13 protein-coding genes are annotated in these 16,727 nt (G+C 69.5%); 10 read left to right on the forward strand and 3 right to left on the reverse strand.

The window, feature by feature from the left end; genetic code table 11:
* Positions 1-36: 36 nt before the first annotated feature.
* Together ABD355_RS24500 and ABD355_RS24505 are read right to left on the reverse strand one after the other, a co-directional pair.
* On the reverse strand, positions 37-1,194 hold the full coding sequence (locus ABD355_RS24500) for an acyl-CoA dehydrogenase family protein (protein WP_344402751.1): 1,158 nt from the start codon (positions 1,192-1,194) through the stop codon (positions 37-39).
* Between the two features lie 107 nt (positions 1,195-1,301).
* Entirely contained in the window at positions 1,302-1,898 is a 597-nt protein-coding gene (locus ABD355_RS24505) for an SACE_7040 family transcriptional regulator (RefSeq protein ID WP_266955508.1), read from the reverse strand.
* Between the two features lie 95 nt (positions 1,899-1,993).
* On the opposite strand from ABD355_RS24505, the gene ABD355_RS24510 reads away from it, so the two are divergent.
* From ABD355_RS24510 to ABD355_RS24555, 10 genes are all read left to right on the forward strand, one after another.
* A complete protein-coding gene (locus tag ABD355_RS24510) occupies positions 1,994-3,610 on the forward strand; it encodes a carboxyl transferase domain-containing protein (protein WP_344402752.1) in 1,617 nt (538 codons plus the stop codon).
* Between the two features lie 11 nt (positions 3,611-3,621).
* Complete coding sequence (locus ABD355_RS24515) at positions 3,622-5,586, forward strand: acetyl/propionyl/methylcrotonyl-CoA carboxylase subunit alpha (RefSeq protein WP_344402753.1); 1,965 nt, start codon at positions 3,622-3,624, stop codon at positions 5,584-5,586.
* Complete coding sequence (locus ABD355_RS24520) at positions 5,583-6,506, forward strand: hydroxymethylglutaryl-CoA lyase (RefSeq protein ID WP_344402754.1); 924 nt, start codon at positions 5,583-5,585, stop codon at positions 6,504-6,506. Before ABD355_RS24515 ends, ABD355_RS24520 begins: the two co-directional genes overlap by 4 nt.
* 8 nt (positions 6,507-6,514) lie before the next feature.
* Entirely contained in the window at positions 6,515-7,675 is a 1,161-nt protein-coding gene (locus ABD355_RS24525) for an acyl-CoA dehydrogenase family protein (protein ID WP_344402755.1), read from the forward strand.
* 149 nt (positions 7,676-7,824) lie between these two features.
* On the forward strand, positions 7,825-8,871 hold the full coding sequence (locus ABD355_RS24530; RefSeq protein ID WP_344402756.1) for an ABC transporter substrate-binding protein: 1,047 nt from the start codon (positions 7,825-7,827) through the stop codon (positions 8,869-8,871).
* Positions 8,872-9,014: 143 nt separating this feature from the next.
* Positions 9,015-9,848, forward strand: coding sequence for a siderophore-interacting protein (locus ABD355_RS24535; protein WP_344402757.1), 834 nt, complete (start codon positions 9,015-9,017; stop codon positions 9,846-9,848).
* A 78-nt stretch (positions 9,849-9,926) separates the two neighbouring features.
* A complete protein-coding gene (gene desA, locus ABD355_RS24540) occupies positions 9,927-11,393 on the forward strand; it encodes a lysine decarboxylase DesA (RefSeq protein ID WP_344402758.1) in 1,467 nt (488 codons plus the stop codon).
* Entirely contained in the window at positions 11,377-12,660 is a 1,284-nt protein-coding gene (locus tag ABD355_RS24545; protein ID WP_344402759.1) for a lysine N(6)-hydroxylase/L-ornithine N(5)-oxygenase family protein, read from the forward strand. The genes desA and ABD355_RS24545 overlap by 17 nt, the downstream gene beginning before the upstream one ends.
* Positions 12,657-13,199, forward strand: coding sequence for a GNAT family N-acetyltransferase (locus ABD355_RS24550; RefSeq protein ID WP_344402760.1), 543 nt, complete (start codon positions 12,657-12,659; stop codon positions 13,197-13,199). The genes ABD355_RS24545 and ABD355_RS24550 overlap by 4 nt, the downstream gene beginning before the upstream one ends.
* The gene (locus tag ABD355_RS24555) at positions 13,196-14,968 is read left to right on the forward strand and encodes an IucA/IucC family protein (RefSeq protein WP_344402761.1); all 1,773 of its coding nucleotides are present in this window, start codon (positions 13,196-13,198) and stop codon (positions 14,966-14,968) included. The genes ABD355_RS24550 and ABD355_RS24555 overlap by 4 nt, the downstream gene beginning before the upstream one ends.
* A 141-nt stretch (positions 14,969-15,109) precedes the next feature.
* Here ABD355_RS24555 and ABD355_RS24560 read toward each other — a convergent pair whose 3' ends face one another.
* Complete coding sequence (locus ABD355_RS24560; protein WP_344402762.1) at positions 15,110-16,693, reverse strand: beta-N-acetylhexosaminidase; 1,584 nt, start codon at positions 16,691-16,693, stop codon at positions 15,110-15,112.
* Positions 16,694-16,727 lie beyond the last annotated feature (34 nt).

Consider the following 16,727-nt stretch of genomic DNA (forward strand, 5'->3'; position numbering starts at 1 on the left):
TGTACCCGCCAGTGATTTCTCGGGGTTTCCCGGGCCTTACAGGCCCATGTCCTTGGCGATGATCGTCTTCATGATCTCGCTGGTGCCACCGTAGATGCGGTTGACGCGGTTGTCCGCGTACAGGCGGGCGATCGGGTACTCGTTCATGAAGCCGTAGCCGCCGTGCAGCTGGAGGCAGCGGTCGATGACGCGGTGGGCGACCTCGGTGCAGAACAGCTTGGCGGAGGCGGCCTCGGCGGGCGTCAGCTCACCGGCGTCGAGGGCTTCGAGGGCGCGGTCGGCGACGGCCTCTGCGGCGTCCACCTCGGCCTGGCAGGCGGCCAGCTCGAACTTGGTGTTCTGGAAGGCGGCGACCGGCTTGCCGAAGACGGTGCGCTCCTGGACGTACTCCTTGGCGAACCGCACGGCGGCCTTGGCCTGCGCATAGGCACCGAAAGCGATGCCCCAGCGCTCGGACGCCAGGTTGTGGCCCAGGTAGTAGAAGCCCTTGTTCTCCTCGCCGAGCAGGTCCTCGACCGGGACCTTGACGTCGACGAACGCCAGCTCGGCGGTGTCGGAGGTCTTCAGGCCCAGCTTGTCGAGCTTGCGGCCTATCGAGTAGCCCTCGGACTTGGTGTCCACGGCGAACAGGGAGATGCCGAAGCGGCGGTCCTCGGCGGTGGGCGCGGAGGTGCGGGCGCAGACGATCACACGGTCGGCATGGACGCCGCCGGTGATGAAGGTCTTGGCGCCGTTGAGGACGTAGTGCGTGCCGTCCTCGGAGAGCTTGGCGGTGGTCTTCATGCCCGCGAGGTCGGAGCCGGTGCCCGGCTCGGTCATCGCGAGGGCCCACATCTCCTCGCCGGAGACGAACTTCGGCAGGAAGCGCTTCTTCTGCTCGTCGGTGGCGAGCATCTTGATGTACGGCAGGCCGAGCAGCACGTGCACACCGGAGCCGCCGAACTGCACGCCCGCGCGCGCGGTCTCCTCGTACATCACGGCCTCGAACTTGTACGAGTCGATGCCGGCGCCGCCGTACTCCTCGTCCACGCGGATGCCGAAGATGCCGAGCTCGGCGAGCTTGTAGTAGAAGTCGCGCGGCGCCTGGCCGGCGGCGAACCACTCGTCGTAGACCGGGACGACCTCGGCCTCGATGAAGGCGCGCAGGGTCTCCCGGAACGCCTCGTGGTCCTCGTTGAACACCGTACGGCGCACCGCCGCCACCTCCACCTGGTCCTTGGGTCCATGTCTAAGCGCTTGCTCAGAACACCAAGGTACCGGCGGGTAAGGAGGGGCGTCCAGAGGTGATCCCGTAACGCTCGTCACTCCGCCCCGGCCGCCGCGAAGGCGCCCCGCGCCATCCGGTGCAGCAGCTCCGCCGTCGCCCCGCGGCCCGGCAATGAGCCGGGGCGGCCCAGGTGCGGGGTCGAGTTCAGCAGGCCGAAGACCGAGTGCACGGCGGAGCGGGCGGCGGGTTCCGCGATGCCCGGATAGACCTCGCGCAGCACCTCCACCCACAGCTCGACGTACTGCCGCTGCAGCTGCCGGACGAGTTTGCGGTCGCTGTCCCGGAGGCGGTCCAGCTCGCGGTCGTGCAGGGTGATCAGGGGGCGGTCGTCGAGCGCGAAGTCGATGTGCCCTTCGATGAGCGAGTCGAGGACCGCGTCCGCGGGACCCCCGTCCGCCTCCGCCAGGCGCCGCTTGGCACCGGTCAGCAGCTGGCCGCTGATCCCCACCAGCAGCTCCGCGAGCATCGCGTCCTTGCCCGCGAAGTGGCGGTAGAGGCCGGGGCCGCTGATGCCGACGGCGGCACCTATCTCGTCGACTCCGACCCCGTGGAAACCGCGCTCGGCGAACAGCCGCGCGGCCTCCTTGAGGATCTGCTCGCGGCGGGTGGGGGCGTCGGTTCTGGTGGCCATGGAGGTAATTCTAGACAGGGAGGTTAGCGGTCGTTAACCTGAAGGAAATGGTTAACGCTCATTAACAGTCGACCACTGGGTGAGGGGACCGCAGGATGCACGAGGCACCGGAGCTGACGAGCGCGGCAGACCCCGCGTCGGAGGCCTGGCGGGCCAATGAGGCGGCGCACCGGGCGCTCGTCGAGGAGCTGCGCGGCAAGCTGGCCGCGGCGCGGCTCGGCGGCGGCGAGAAGGCGCGGGCCAGGCACACCGCGCGCGGGAAGCTGCTGCCGAGGGACCGGGTGGACACGCTGCTCGACCCGGGCTCGCCTTTCCTGGAGCTGGCGCCGCTGGCCGCCGACGGGATGTACGACGGGGCCGCACCCGCCGCCGGGGTCATCGCGGGCATCGGTCGGGTGAGCGGACGCGAGTGCGTGGTCGTCGCCAACGACGCCACCGTCAAGGGCGGCACCTACTACCCGATGACGGTGAAGAAGCATCTGCGCGCCCAGGAGGTGGCCCTGGAGAACCGGCTGCCGTGCATCTACCTGGTCGACTCCGGGGGCGCCTTCCTGCCCATGCAGGACGAGGTCTTCCCGGACCGTGAGCACTTCGGGCGGATCTTCTACAACCAGGCGCGGATGTCGGGGGCCGGGATTCCGCAGATCGCCGCGGTGCTCGGGTCGTGCACGGCGGGCGGGGCGTATGTCCCTGCCATGAGCGACGAGGCGGTCATCGTCCGCAACCAGGGGACGATCTTCCTGGGCGGCCCGCCGCTGGTGAAGGCCGCCACCGGTGAAGTGGTGACCGCCGAGGAGCTGGGCGGCGGCGAGGTGCACTCCCGGGTCTCCGGTGTGACGGACCACCTGGCGGAGGACGACGCGCACGCGCTCAGGATCGTGCGGAACATCGCCGCCACGCTCCCCGCGCGCGGGCCGCTGCCCTGGGAGGTCACGGCGGCCGCGGAGCCCAAGGTCGATCCGTACGGCCTGTACGGCGCGGTGCCGGTCGATCCCCGCACTCCGTACGACGTCCGGGAGATCATCGCGCGCGTGGTCGACGGCTCCCGTTTCGCCGAGTTCAAGGCCGAGTTCGGGCAGACCCTGGTCACCGGCTTCGCGCGGATCCACGGTCACCCGGTCGGGATCGTGGCCAACAACGGCATCCTGTTCTCCGAGTCCGCCCAGAAGGGCGCCCACTTCATCGAGCTGTGCGACCAGCGCGGCATCCCGCTGGTGTTCCTGCAGAACATCTCCGGCTTCATGGTCGGCAAGGACTACGAGGCGGGCGGCATCGCCAAGCACGGCGCGAAGATGGTGACGGCCGTGGCCTGCACCCGCGTCCCGAAGCTGACGGTCGTGGTCGGCGGCTCGTACGGCGCGGGCAACTACTCGATGTGCGGCCGCGCCTACTCCCCCCGCTTCCTGTGGATGTGGCCCGGCGCCAAGATCTCCGTCATGGGCGGCGAGCAGGCCGCCTCCGTCCTCGCGACCGTCAAGCGGGACCAGCTGGAGGCCCAGGGCCAGGAGTGGCCTGCGGAGGACGAGGAGGCCTTCAAGGCGCCGATCCGGCAGCAGTACGAGCGCCAGGGCAACGCCTACTACGCCACCGCCCGCCTCTGGGACGACGGCGTGATCGACCCGCTGGAGACCCGCCAGGTGCTGGGTCTCGCGCTGACCGCCTGTGCCAACGCGCCGCTGGGTGAGCCCCAGTTCGGCGTCTTCCGGATGTGAGGAGGGGACCCATGTTCGACACAGTGCTCGTGGCCAACCGGGGCGAGATCGCCGTCCGCGTGATCCGTACGCTCCGCTCGCTGGGCGTGCGCTCGGTGGCCGTCTTCTCCGACGCCGACGCCGACGCACGGCATGTCCGCGAGGCCGACACGGCGGTACGGATCGGTCCGGCGCCCGCGGCCGAGAGCTACCTCTCGGTGGAGCGGCTGCTGGAGGCCGCCGCCCGCACCGGCGCCCAGGCCGTCCATCCCGGATACGGCTTCCTCGCGGAGAACGCCGGCTTCGCGCGCGCGTGCGCCGACGCCGGGCTGGTCTTCATCGGGCCGCCCGCGGAGGCCATCTCCCTCATGGGCGACAAGATCCGCGCCAAGGAGACGGTGCGGGCGGCCGGGGTACCGGTCGTTCCCGGTTCCAGCGGCAGCGGGCTCTCCGATGACCAACTCGCCGACGCCGCCCGTGAGATCGGGATGCCGGTGCTGCTGAAGCCGTCGGCCGGTGGTGGCGGCAAGGGCATGCGGCTGGTGCGGGACGCGGAGCGGCTCGCGGACGAGATCGGCGCCGCCCGCCGCGAGGCCCGCGCCTCCTTCGGCGACGACACGCTCCTCGTGGAGCGGTGGGTGGACCGGCCCCGGCACATCGAGATCCAGGTGCTGGCGGACGGCCACGGGAACGTGGTGCACCTGGGCGAGCGCGAGTGCTCGCTGCAGCGCCGACACCAGAAGATCATCGAGGAGGCGCCCAGTGTGCTCCTCGACGAGGAGACCCGGGCCGCGATGGGCGAGGCGGCGGTCCAGGCGGCCCGCTCGTGCGGGTACCGGGGCGCGGGCACGGTGGAGTTCATCGTGCCGGGCGGGGACCCGTCCTCGTACTACTTCATGGAGATGAACACCCGGCTCCAGGTGGAGCACCCTGTCACCGAACTGGTCGTATCCATTGCGGCTGGCGCCGCGGGCGGCCTCGATCTGGTGGAGTGGCAGCTGCGGGTGGCGGCGGGTGAGCAACTGCCGTACAAGCAGGGCGACATCACGCTGACCGGGCATGCGATCGAGGCCCGGGTGTGTGCCGAAGACCCCGCGCGCGGGTTCCTCCCCTCCGGCGGCACGGTGTTGCGGCTGCGCGAGCCCGAGGGCGACGGCATCCGGACCGACTCCGGGCTCAGCGAGGGCACGGAGGTCGGTTCGCTGTACGACCCGATGCTGTCCAAGGTGATCGCGTACGGGCCGGACCGTCAGACGGCCATCCGCAAGCTGCGGGCCGCCCTCGCGGAGACGGTGACGTTGGGTGTGCAGACCAACGCGGGGTTCCTGCGGCGGCTGCTCGGCCATCCGGCCGTCGTCGCGGGCGAGTTGGACACCGGCCTGGTGGAGCGGGAGGTGGACGGCCTCGTCTCCACGGACGTACCGGAGGAGGTGTACGAGGCGGCCGCGGCCGTACGGCTGGCGGCCCTGGAGCCCCGCGGGGAGGGCTGGACCGACCCGTTCTCCGTGCCGAGCGGCTGGCGCCTGGGCGGGACGCCGAGGCCCGTCGGCTTCCACCTGCGGGTGCAGGATCCCGTGGAGTACGTGCCGCGCGGCAGCCACGCCCTCACCGACGACACCGTCTGCGTCACCCTCGACGGCGTCCGTCACACCTTCCACCGCGCCGCCGACTGGATCGGCCGCGACGGCGACGCCTGGCAGGTGCGCGACCACGACCCGGTGGCAGCGTCCCTCACGGGTGCGCGGCATGCGGGCGCCGACTCGCTCACCGCCCCCATGCCCGGCACGGTCACGGTGGTGAAGGTCGCCGTCGGTGACGAGGTGAGCGCAGGTCAGAGCCTGCTGGTGGTCGAGGCGATGAAGATGGAGCACGTCATCTCCGCTCCGCACGCCGGCACGGTCGCCGAACTGGACGTCACCCCGGGCACGACGGTCGCCATGGACCAGGTGCTCGCGGTCATCACACCGGTCGAGCACCCGGCGGAGGAGGAGAAATGACGCTGCCCATGGCCGTACCGGCTCCCGGTCTGCCGGCCCGCGTCCGTATCCACGAGGTCGGCGCCCGTGACGGCCTGCAGAACGAGAAGTCGACGGTACCGACCGAGGTGAAGGCCGAGTTCGTCCGCCGCCTGGCCGACGCGGGGCTCACCACGATCGAGGCGACGAGCTTCGTCCACCCCAAGTGGGTGCCCCAACTCGCCGACGCCGAGCAGCTGTTCCCGCAGATCAGCGATCTCCCGGTGGACCTCCCGGTCCTCGTCCCGAACGAACGCGGCCTGGACCGCGCCCTCGCGCTCGGCGCCGGTCGCGTCGCGGTGTTCGCCAGCGCCACGGAGTCCTTCGCCAAGGCCAACCTCAACCGCACGGTGGACGAGGCGCTGGCCATGTTCGAACCGGTGGTGGCCCGCGCCAAGTCCCAGCAGGTCCATGTCCGCGGCTACCTCTCCATGTGCTTCGGCGACCCCTGGGAGGGAGCCGTCCCGATCCCCCAGGTGGTCCGGGTCTGCAGGGCCCTGCTGGACATGGGCTGCGACGAACTGAGCCTCGGCGACACGATCGGGGTCGCGACACCGGGCCATGTACGCGCCCTGCTGACCGACCTGGACGTCCCCGTCGAGAAGGTGGGCGTCCACTTCCACGACACCTACGGCCAGGCCCTCGCCAACACCCTGGCCGCCCTCCAGTACGGCGTCACCACGGTCGACGCCTCCGCCGGCGGACTCGGCGGCTGCCCGTACGCCAAGTCCGCCACCGGCAATCTCGCCACCGAAGACCTCGTGTGGATGCTTCAGGGTCTCGGCATCGACACCGGAGTCGACCTCGGCCGCCTCGTCGCCACCAGCGTGTGGATGGCCGAACAACTGGGCCGACCCAGCCCGTCCCGCACCGTCCGAGCCCTCTCCCACCAGGAGCAGTGATCACAGCCATGGACTACCGACTCTCACCCGAGCTGGAGGAACTCCGCCGCACCGTCGAGGAGTTCGCACACGACGTCGTGGCGCCCAAGATCGGCGAGTTCTACGAGCACCACGAGTTCCCCTACGAGATCGTCCGCGAGATGGGCCGCATGGGCCTGTTCGGGCTGCCGTTCCCCGAGGAGTACGGCGGCATGGGCGGCGACTATCTGGCGCTGGGCGTGGCGCTGGAGGAGCTGGCCCGCGTGGACTCGTCCGTGGCCATCACCCTGGAGGCCGGTGTCTCCCTGGGCGCCATGCCGATCCATCTCTTCGGCACCGAGGAGCAGAAGCAGCAGTGGCTGCCCCGCCTGTGCTCGGGCGAGATCCTGGGCGCCTTCGGCCTCACGGAGCCGGACGGCGGCAGCGACGCCGGAGCCACCCGTACGACGGCCCGGCTGGACGAGGAGACGGACGAATGGGTGATCAACGGCACCAAGTGCTTCATCACCAACTCGGGTACGGACATCACGGGCCTGGTCACGGTGACGGCGGTGACCGGCCGCAAGCCGGACGGCAAACCGCTGATCTCCTCGATCATCGTCCCGTCCGGCACCCCTGGCTTCACGGTGGCGGCCCCGTACTCGAAGGTCGGCTGGAACGCCTCGGACACCCGTGAGCTGCACTTCTCCGACGTCCGCGTCCCGGCCGCCAACCTGCTGGGCGAGAAGGGCCGCGGTTACGCCCAGTTCCTGCGCATCCTCGACGAGGGCCGGATCGCCATCGCCGCCCTCGCGACCGGGCTCGCCCAGGGCTGCGTGGACGAGTCGGTGAAGTACGCGAAGGAACGCCAGGCCTTCGGCCGTCCCATCGGCGCCAACCAGGCCATCCAGTTCAAGATCGCCGACATGGAGATGAAGGCCCACACCGCCCGCCTTGCCTGGCGCGACGCGGCCGCCCGGCTGGTGAGCGGCGCCCCCTTCAAGAAGGAGGCCGCGCTCGCCAAGCTCCACTCCTCCACCGTCGCCGTCGACAACGCCCGCGAGGCCACGCAGATCCACGGCGGCTACGGCTTCATGAACGAGTACCCGGTGGCCCGTATGTGGCGGGACTCCAAGATCCTGGAGATCGGCGAGGGCACCAGCGAGGTCCAACGGATGCTGATTGCAAGGGAGTTGGGACTGGCTGGCTGACCGCGGCCGGGACGCCACGGCTCCGGCCCACAGGCCGCTGACGGTTCGGGGCCGGTACGCCCACACCCCTGGACATCGAGTGAGGTTAGGCTAACCTACGTTCGAAGTTGTCCGGCGGGCGTTCCGCCCCGTTCGAAAGCAGCCACAGCATGTCCAACGCCAGAGCCACCCATCCGACCCGACGCGGCATCCTCGCCGCGGGCGGCGCCCTGGGCCTCGGGGCCGTGCTCGCGGCCTGCGGCGACGACGACGTGAAAAGCGCCGGCTCCGGCAATGGGACGACCGCCGCCAGGTCCGGCCCCTGGTCCTTCAAGGACGACCGCGGCACGACCGTGAAGCTCGACCGGGTGCCCGCGAACATCGTCGCGTTCACCGGTGTCGCCGCCGCGCTCCACGACTACGGCATCAGCGTCAAGGGCGTCTTCGGCCCCACCAGGACCGCCGACGGCAAGCCCGACGTCCAGGCCGGCGACATGGACATCAGCAAGGTCACGATCCTCGGCAACGTCTGGGACCAGTTCAACGTCGAGAAGTACGCGGCCCTCGCGCCCGACCTGCTCATCTCCACGATGTTCGACGACGCCGGCACCCTCTGGTACGTCCCCGAGGCCTCCAAGGACAAGATCGCCAAGCTGGCTCCCAGCGTCGGCATCTCCGTCTACGACCGTCAGCTGACCGAGCCGCTGCAGCGCATGTGGGCGCTCGCGCAGTCGCTCGGCGCGGACATGAAGGCCGCCGCGGTCACCGAGGCGAAGAAGAAGTTCGAGGCGGCCGCCGCCCGGCTGCGCAAGGCCGCGAAGGCCAAGCCCGACATCAAGGTGCTGGCCGGCTCGGCGAGCGACGCGCTCTTCTACGTCTCCGGCACGAACCTCTCGATCGACCTGGAGTACTTCAAGGCGCTCGGCGTGAACTTCGTCGAGCCGCCGGAGAAGGCGAAGGCCAAGGGGGGTGGCTGGTTCGAGTCGCTGAGCTGGGAGAACGTCGACAAGTACCAGGCCGACGTCATCATGATGGACGACCGGTCGTCGACCATTCAGCCGGGTGACATCACCAAGGCCACGTGGAAGAAGCTGCCGGCGGTCAAGGCGGGGCAGGTCATTCCCCGCTCCCCTGAACCGATTCTGTCTTACGACAAGTGCACGCCGCTCCTCACGAACCTCGCCGAGGCGTTGGAGAAGGCGAAGAAGGTCAGCTGAACGTTTGAGGCCGTGGGTATGTGCGGGTCCGATGTGGCTGGTCGCGCCCACGCGGCGGAGCCGCATATCGGTGCAGCCCCGCGCCCCTGAAGGGCAGGCCCCGAACCCCCAATCCGCAACCTGACGGTAACTCAGGAGCCGTAATGACAACCGCCGTAGCCGCCCCGTTCCGTTTCTTTTCCCTTCAGGTCGTGCGGACGAGGCGGCTCGGGCCGTCTCTGGTTCGGGTGACCTTTACAGGGGAGGACCTGAAGTACTTCTTCTCCGACGGACGCGACCAGTCCCTGTCCCTCTTCCTGCCGCATCCCGGGCAGAGTGAGCCCGCCGTGCCGTACGAGCTCGGGGACGGCTGGTGGCAGGCCTGGCGTGAACTGCCCGACGGTGTACGGGCCGTGATGCGGTCGTACACACTGCGGAGCCTGCGCCGCGACCCCGACGAGATCGACATCGACTTCGTGCTGCACACTCCGGCGGGTCCCGCCTCGCGGTGGGCCGCGCGGGCCGCCGCCGGTGATCGTGTCGTGGTGCTCGGGCCCGCGGTCGCGGACAACCGGGCGATCCGTTTCCGGCCGCCCGCGGACACCGATCTGACGCTGATCTGGGGGGACGAGACCGCCCTTCCGGCCGTGTCGGCGATCCTCGAGTCGCTGCCGGCCGGTGCCCGCGCCCGGGTCTGGCTGGAGGTGCACGACGCCGGGGACATCCAGGACCTGGTGACCGCGGCCGAGGCCGAGATCACCTGGCTGGTCCGGGACGCAGGCAGCGTCGAGGGGTCCCCCATGGCCCTCGACGCCCTGCGTGCCGACCGACTGCCGCCCGCCGAGCACCCGTACGCCTGGATCGCGGGCGAGAGCGGAAGCGTGAAGCAACTGCGGCGGCACCTCGTCCAGGAGCGTGGCATCGACCGGCGGCGGGTCACCTTCGTCGGCTACTGGCGACAGGGCCTGAGCGAGGAGCAGTTGCGCGAGCAGGAGTGACGGCGGTCACGGGAGGGGCGGGACTAAACCCAAGTGACTTAGGTTAGGCTTACCTAAGTTGAACGAGGAGGACCCCCAATGCGCTCGCACCTGCTCAATGACCTGACCGCGGAGCACTACCGCCGCTCCGTGACCGAAGGAGTCGAGCGGGTGGCGGCCAAACTCGCCACCACCGACCGTCCGTTCACCGGGGTCACCGTCGACGCCCTCGCTCCCCGGATCGACGCCATCGACCTCGACCGGCCGCTGGGCGACACCGGCGCGGTCCTGGACGAGCTGGAGGACGTCTACCTCCGCGACGCGGTCTACTTCCACCACCCCCGCTACCTCGCGCACCTGAACTGCCCGGTCGTCATCCCGGCGGTGCTCGGTGAGGCCGTCCTGTCCGCCGTCAACTCCTCCCTGGACACCTGGGACCAGTCGGCCGGCGGCACCCTGATCGAACGCAAGCTCATCGACTGGACGACCGCCCGTATCGGCCTCGGCCCCGCCGCGGACGGGGTGTTCACCTCCGGCGGCACCCAGTCCAACTTGCAGGCGCTGCTGCTGGCCCGCGAGGAGGCCAAGCCAGGGCGGGCAGGGTGGGAAGAGGGTGCCGCCCTTGCGAAACTGCGTGTCTTCGCGTCCGAGGTCAGCCACTTCAGCGTGAAGAAGTCCGCGAAACTGCTCGGCCTCGGGCAGGACGCGGTGGTCTCCGTTCCCGTCGACCACGACAAGCGGATGCAGACCGTCGCCCTCGCCCGTGAGCTGGAGCGCTGCAGGAACGACGGCCTGGTCCCGATGGCCGTCGTCGCCACCGCGGGCACCACCGACTTCGGCTCCATCGACCCGCTGCCCGAGATCGCCGAGCTGTGCGCCCAGTTCGGCGCCTGGCTGCACGTGGATGCGGCGTACGGCTGCGGGCTGCTCGCCTCGCTCAAGTACCGGGACCGCATCGACGGCATCGAGCGCGCCGACTCGGTCACCGTCGACTACCACAAGTCCTTCTTCCAGCCGGTGAGTTCGTCCGCCGTACTGGTGCGGGACGCCTCGACCCTGCGCCACGCGACCTATCACGCGGAGTACCTCAACCCGCGCCGTATGGTCACCGAGCGCATCCCCAACCAGGTCGACAAGTCCCTGCAGACCAGCCGCCGCTTCGACGCCCTCAAGCTGTGGATGACGCTGCGCGTGATGGGCGCCGACGGCATCGGCGAACTCTTCGACGAGGTGTGCGACCTGGCGCAGGAAGGCTGGCAGCTCCTCGCCGCCGACCCCCGCTTCGACGTCGTCGTCCGGCCGTCCCTGTCCACCCTCGTCTTCCGCTACGTCCCGGCCGCCGTCACCGATCCGGCCGAGATCGACCGCGCCAACCTCCACGCCCGCAAGGCCCTGTTCGCCTCCGGTGACGCGGTGGTCGCGGGCACCAAGGTGGGCGGCCGCCACTACCTGAAGTTCACCCTGCTCAACCCCGGGACGACGACCGAAGACATCGCCGCCGTCCTGGACCTGATAGCCGGCCACGCCGAGCAGTACCTGGGAGAGTCCCTTGACCGCGCGTCCTGAACACCCGACCGGAACCCATGACTTCGTGGGGATCGGGCTCGGCCCGTTCAACCTCGGCCTGGCCTGTCTGACCGAGCCGATCGCCGAGCTCGACGGTGTCTTCCTGGAGTCGAAGCCGGACTTCGAGTGGCATGCGGGCATGTTCCTGGACGGCGCCCATCTGCAGACCCCGTTCATGTCGGACCTGGTCACCCTCGCCGACCCGACCTCGCCGTACTCCTTCCTCAACTATCTGAAGGAGAAGGGCCGGCTGTACCCGTTCTACATCCGCGAGAACTTCTACCCGCTGCGCGTCGAGTACGACGACTACTGCCGCTGGGCCGCGAACAGCCTGAGCAGCGTCCGCTTCAGCACGACGGTCACCGAGGTGACGTACGACGAAGAGGCGAAGAGCTACCTCGTGCGCACCGAGGGCGGAGACCTGTACCGCGCCCGCCACCTCGTCCTCGGCACGGGCACTCCGCCGCACATCCCCGAGTGCTGCCGGAACCTGGGCGGAGACTTCATCCACAACTCCCGCTATCTGCAGCACAAGGCGGAGCTGCAGCGCAAGGAGTCGATCACGCTGGTCGGGTCCGGCCAGTCCGCCGCCGAGATCTACTACGACCTGCTCAGCGAGATCGATGTCCACGGCTACCGGCTGAACTGGGTCACCCGCTCCCCGCGCTTCTTCCCCCTCGAATACACCAAGCTCACGCTGGAGATGACCTCACCGGAGTACATCGACTACTACCGGGAGCTGCCGGAGGCCACCCGCTACCGGCTCACGGCCGAGCAGAAGGGCCTGTTCAAGGGCATCGACGGCGATCTGATCAACGCGATCTTCGACCTGCTCTACCAGAAGAACCTCGACGGTCCGGTGCCCACCCGCCTGCTCACCAACTCCGCGCTGACCGGCGCGCGTTACGGGAACGGCACGTACACCCTCTCCTTCCGTCAGGAGGAGCAGCAGAAGGACTACGAGATCGAGTCCGAGGGGCTGATCCTGGCCACCGGCTACAAGTACGCCGAGCCGGAGTTCCTGAAGCCCGTACGCCACCGGCTGCTCTACGACGCGCACGGCAACTTCGACATCGCCCGCAACTACGCCATCGACACCACCGGCCGGGGCGTCTTCCTGCAGAACGCCGGCGTGCACACGCACAGCATCACCAGCCCCGACCTGGGCATGGGCGCCTACCGCAACAGCTACATCATCCGCGAGCTGCTCGGCACCGAGTACTACCCGGTCGAGAAGACCATCGCGTTCCAGGAGTTCACCGCATGAGCCCCACGGCCTTCACCTTCCGCCCCCTCGACCCGCTGACCGACGCCGAACTCCTGCACAGCTGGGTCACCCACCCCAAGGCAGCGTTCTGGATGATGCAGGACGCGAAACTGGAGGACATCGAGCGCGCCTACATGGAGATCGCGGCCGACGAGCACCATCACGCGCTGCTCGGGCTCGACGGGGACGGCGAACCCGCCTTCCTGATGGAGTACTACGACCCCGCCCACCGCGAACTGGTCGGCCTCTACGAGCCGCAGCCGGGCGACATCGGCATGCACTTCCTGACCCCCGCCACCGACACGCCCGTGCACGGCTTCACCCGGGCCGTGATCACCGCCGTGATGGCGCGTCTCTTCGAGGACCCGGCGGTGCGGCGCGTCGTCGTCGAGCCGGACGTCTCCAACACGGCCGTCCACGCCTTGAACGAGGCGGTCGGATTCATGCCCGAGCGTGAGATCCAGAAGCCGGAGAAGAAGGCCCTGCTGAGCTTCTGCACGCGCGAGCAGTTCTTCGTCACGACAGGGGTGTCCGCATGACCCTCACCGCCACCGTCGCCCACCTCTCCCCCGAACGCTGGGAGCAGGCCAACCGCCTCCTGGTCCGCAAGGCCCTCGCCGAGTTCGCGCACGAGCGCCTGATCACGCCGGAAGCCACCGCCGAGAACGGGTACGTCGTCCGCAGCGACGACGGGCTGACCCGCTACCGCTTCACCGCCACGCGCCGCGCCCTCGACCACTGGCAGATCGACACCGACTCGATCACCCGCCACCGCGACGGCACCGAACTCCCCCTCGCCGCCCTGGACTTCTTCATCGAGCTGAGGGCGGCACTGGGCCTGAGCGACGAGATCCTCCCCGTCTACCTGGAGGAGATCTCCTCCACCCTGTCGGGCACCTGCTACAAGCTCAGCAAGCCGCAGATCCCGGCCGCCGAGCTGGTGAAAAGCTCCTTCCAGGACATTGAGACCGGTATGACCGAGGGCCACCCCTGCTTCGTCGCCAACAACGGACGGCTCGGCTTCGGCATCCGCGAGTACCTGTCGTACGCCCCCGAGACCGCAAGCCCGGTCCGCCTGGTGTGGCTGGCCGCGCACCGGTCGCGCGCCGCCTTCACGGCGGGCGTCGGGATCGAGTACGAGACCTTCGTACGGGAGGAGCTGGGCGAGGGGACCGTCGAGCGGTTCCACGGAATCCTGCGCGAGCAGGACCTGGATCCCGCCGACTACCTCCTCATCCCCGTCCATCCCTGGCAGTGGTGGAACAAGCTCACCGTCACCTTCGCCGCCGAGATCGCCCGCCGGCACCTGGTGTGCCTGGGCGAGGGCGACGACGAGTACCTGGCCCAGCAGTCCATCCGGACCTTCTTCAACAGCTCGCACCCCGAGAAGCACTATGTGAAAACCGCCCTGTCGGTCCTCAACATGGGCTTCATGCGCGGACTGTCGGCCGCCTACATGGAGGCCACCCCCGCCATCAACGACTGGCTGGCCGGGCTCATCGAGGGCGACCCGGTGCTGAAGTCCACCGGCCTGTCGATCATCCGCGAGCGGGCCGCCGTCGGCTACCGGCATCTGGAGTACGAGAAGGCCACGGACCGCTACTCGCCGTACCGCAAGATGCTCGCGGCCCTCTGGCGCGAGAGCCCGGTCCCGGGCCTCCGGGACGGCGAGTCGCTCGCCACCATGGCCTCCCTCCTCCACGTCGACCACGAGGGCGCGTCCTTCGCGGGCGCGCTGATCGAGCAGTCGGGCCTGGCGCCGACGGAGTGGCTGCGGCACTACCTGCGGGCGTACTTCACGCCGCTCCTGCACAGCTTCTACGCCTACGACCTGGTCTACATGCCGCACGGCGAGAACGTGATCCTGGTGCTCAAGGACGGGGCCGTGCAGCGCGCGATCTACAAGGACATCGCCGAGGAGATCGCCGTCATGGACCCGGACGCGGTGCTGCCGCCGACGGTGGAGCGGCTGCGCGTGGACGTCCCGGAGGACAAGAAACTCCTGTCGATCTTCACGGACGTCTTCGACTGCTTCTTCCGCTTCCTCGCCGCGAACCTCGCCGCCGAGGAAATCCTGGAGGAGGACGACTTCTGGCGGACGGTCGCGGAGGTCACCCGCGAGTACCAGGCGTCGGTGCCCGAACTCGCCGAGAAGTTCGAGCGGTACGACATCTTCGCCCCGGAGTTCGCACTGTCCTGCCTGAACCGGCTCCAACTGCGCAACAACCGGCAGATGGTCGACCTGGCGGATCCGGCGGGCGCCCTCCAGCTGATCGGGACCCTCAAGAACCCCGTCGCGGGGTTCTGATCAAGACGGACTGGCACCCCCGGAGTACGGTCCTCCGAGGGTGCCAGTCGCGCCCCTTAGGGGCGCGGGGGCTGTATCAATTTGCGGCTCCGCCGCGTGGGCGCGACCAGCCCCCACCGAGCCTGCAGGCGAAAACCGCGCTCACGCCGTGGGCCAAGGCACCTGCGGCGACCGGTAGTAGCCAATCCCCAGCGCATCCCACCGCGCAGCCTGCGCAGCAAGCCGCACCTTGTAGGCGTCCCAGTCGTGCGTGGCCGCCGGCGACCAGCCGAGTTCGGCCGCCCCCGCGAGCCGCGGGAACACCATGGAGTCGATGTCGGCGTCCGTCACGATCGTCTCGGTCCACAGCGGCGCCTCGACGCCCCTGATCGACGAACCGGGCGCTCCTGCAAGGTAGTTGCCGGGATCCCAGTCGTACGACCGCTTCACTTCCACCAGCCCGGCCCAGTCCTGCCCGAGCGGGGTGTCCTCGGTGTACTTCATGTCGAGGTAGATCCGGTCGGCGGGCGAGAGGATCAGCCCGGTCCCGTTCTGCGCGGCTTTGGCGACCTGCGCCTTCTCCGCCGCGTCGGTGTCGTCCAGGCCCCAGTACTGGGCGATCGCCCCCTTGGCCGGGTGCGCGCCGGTGATCTGGTGCCAGGCGATCACCGTCTTGCCGTACTTGGCGACGACCGGCTGCACCCGGTCCATGAACTTGACGTAGTCCTCGTGGCTGGTGGAGTGCGCCTCGTCGCCGCCGATGTGGAGATAGCGGCCGGGCGTGATCGCGGCCAGCTCTCGGATGACGTCGTCCACGAAGTCGTAGGTGACGTCCTTGCCGACGCACAGGGAGCTGAAGCCGACGTCGGTGCCGGTGTAGAGCGGGGGCGCGGTGCCGTTGCAGTTCAGGTCGGCGTACGAGGCGAGGGCCGCGTTGGTGTGGCCGGGCATGTCGATCTCGGGGACGACCTCCAGATAGCGGGAGGCGGCGTACCGGACGATCTCCTGGTAGTCGGCCTTGGTGTAATAGCCGCCCTGGCCGCCGCCCACCTCCGTCGAACCGCCGTAGGCCGCGAGCCGCGGCCAGGAGTCGACGGCGATGCGCCAGCCCTGGTCGTCGCTGAGGTGCAGATGCAGTTCGTTGATCTTGTAGAGCGCCAACTCGTCCATGTACCGCTTGACTTGGGCCACCGAGAAGAAGTGGCGGGAGACGTCGAGCATCGCGCCGCGGTATGCGTAGCGCGGGCTGTCCTTGATCGTGCCGCCCGCGACCAGCCACGGTCCGGGCTGTACGGACTTCTTCTCCACCGCGGGCGGCAGCAGCTGACGCAGGGTCTGGACGCCGTGGAAGAGGCCGGCGGGCTCGGTGGCGGTGATGGTGATGCCGCCTTCCGAGCTGTCCAGGCGGTAGCCCTCCGCCCCGAGCCCGCCCTTCGGCTGCCTCTCCAGCCGGAGTTGGATGCCACCGCGGCCCTGGTGGACCAGGGGCAGCCGGTAGCCGGTCGACGGGCGCAGGATGTCCGCGAGGTACTCGCCGATCCGGCCCACCCGCGGGGAGTCGTCGACGCGGATGGCGGTGGCGCCGGTGATGCGGTAAGGGGAGCCCCAGGGCTTGACCGATGCGGGTGCCGGAACCACCCGGTCGAGCGGGGTCGGGCTCACTTTCGTCGGCATGGTCGCTCCTACCGTGAAGGTGCCGGCCGCCGCCACGAGCAACAGCGACGCCAGAACGCGGTGCAGTCTCACATGCGCTCCCTCCGATTGGTAGAGACCACTCTCT

Origin of the sequence: Streptomyces longisporus, assembly GCF_039532765.1 — a bacterium.
GTDB classification, from domain to species: Bacteria; Actinomycetota; Actinomycetes; order Streptomycetales; family Streptomycetaceae; genus Streptomyces; species Streptomyces longisporus.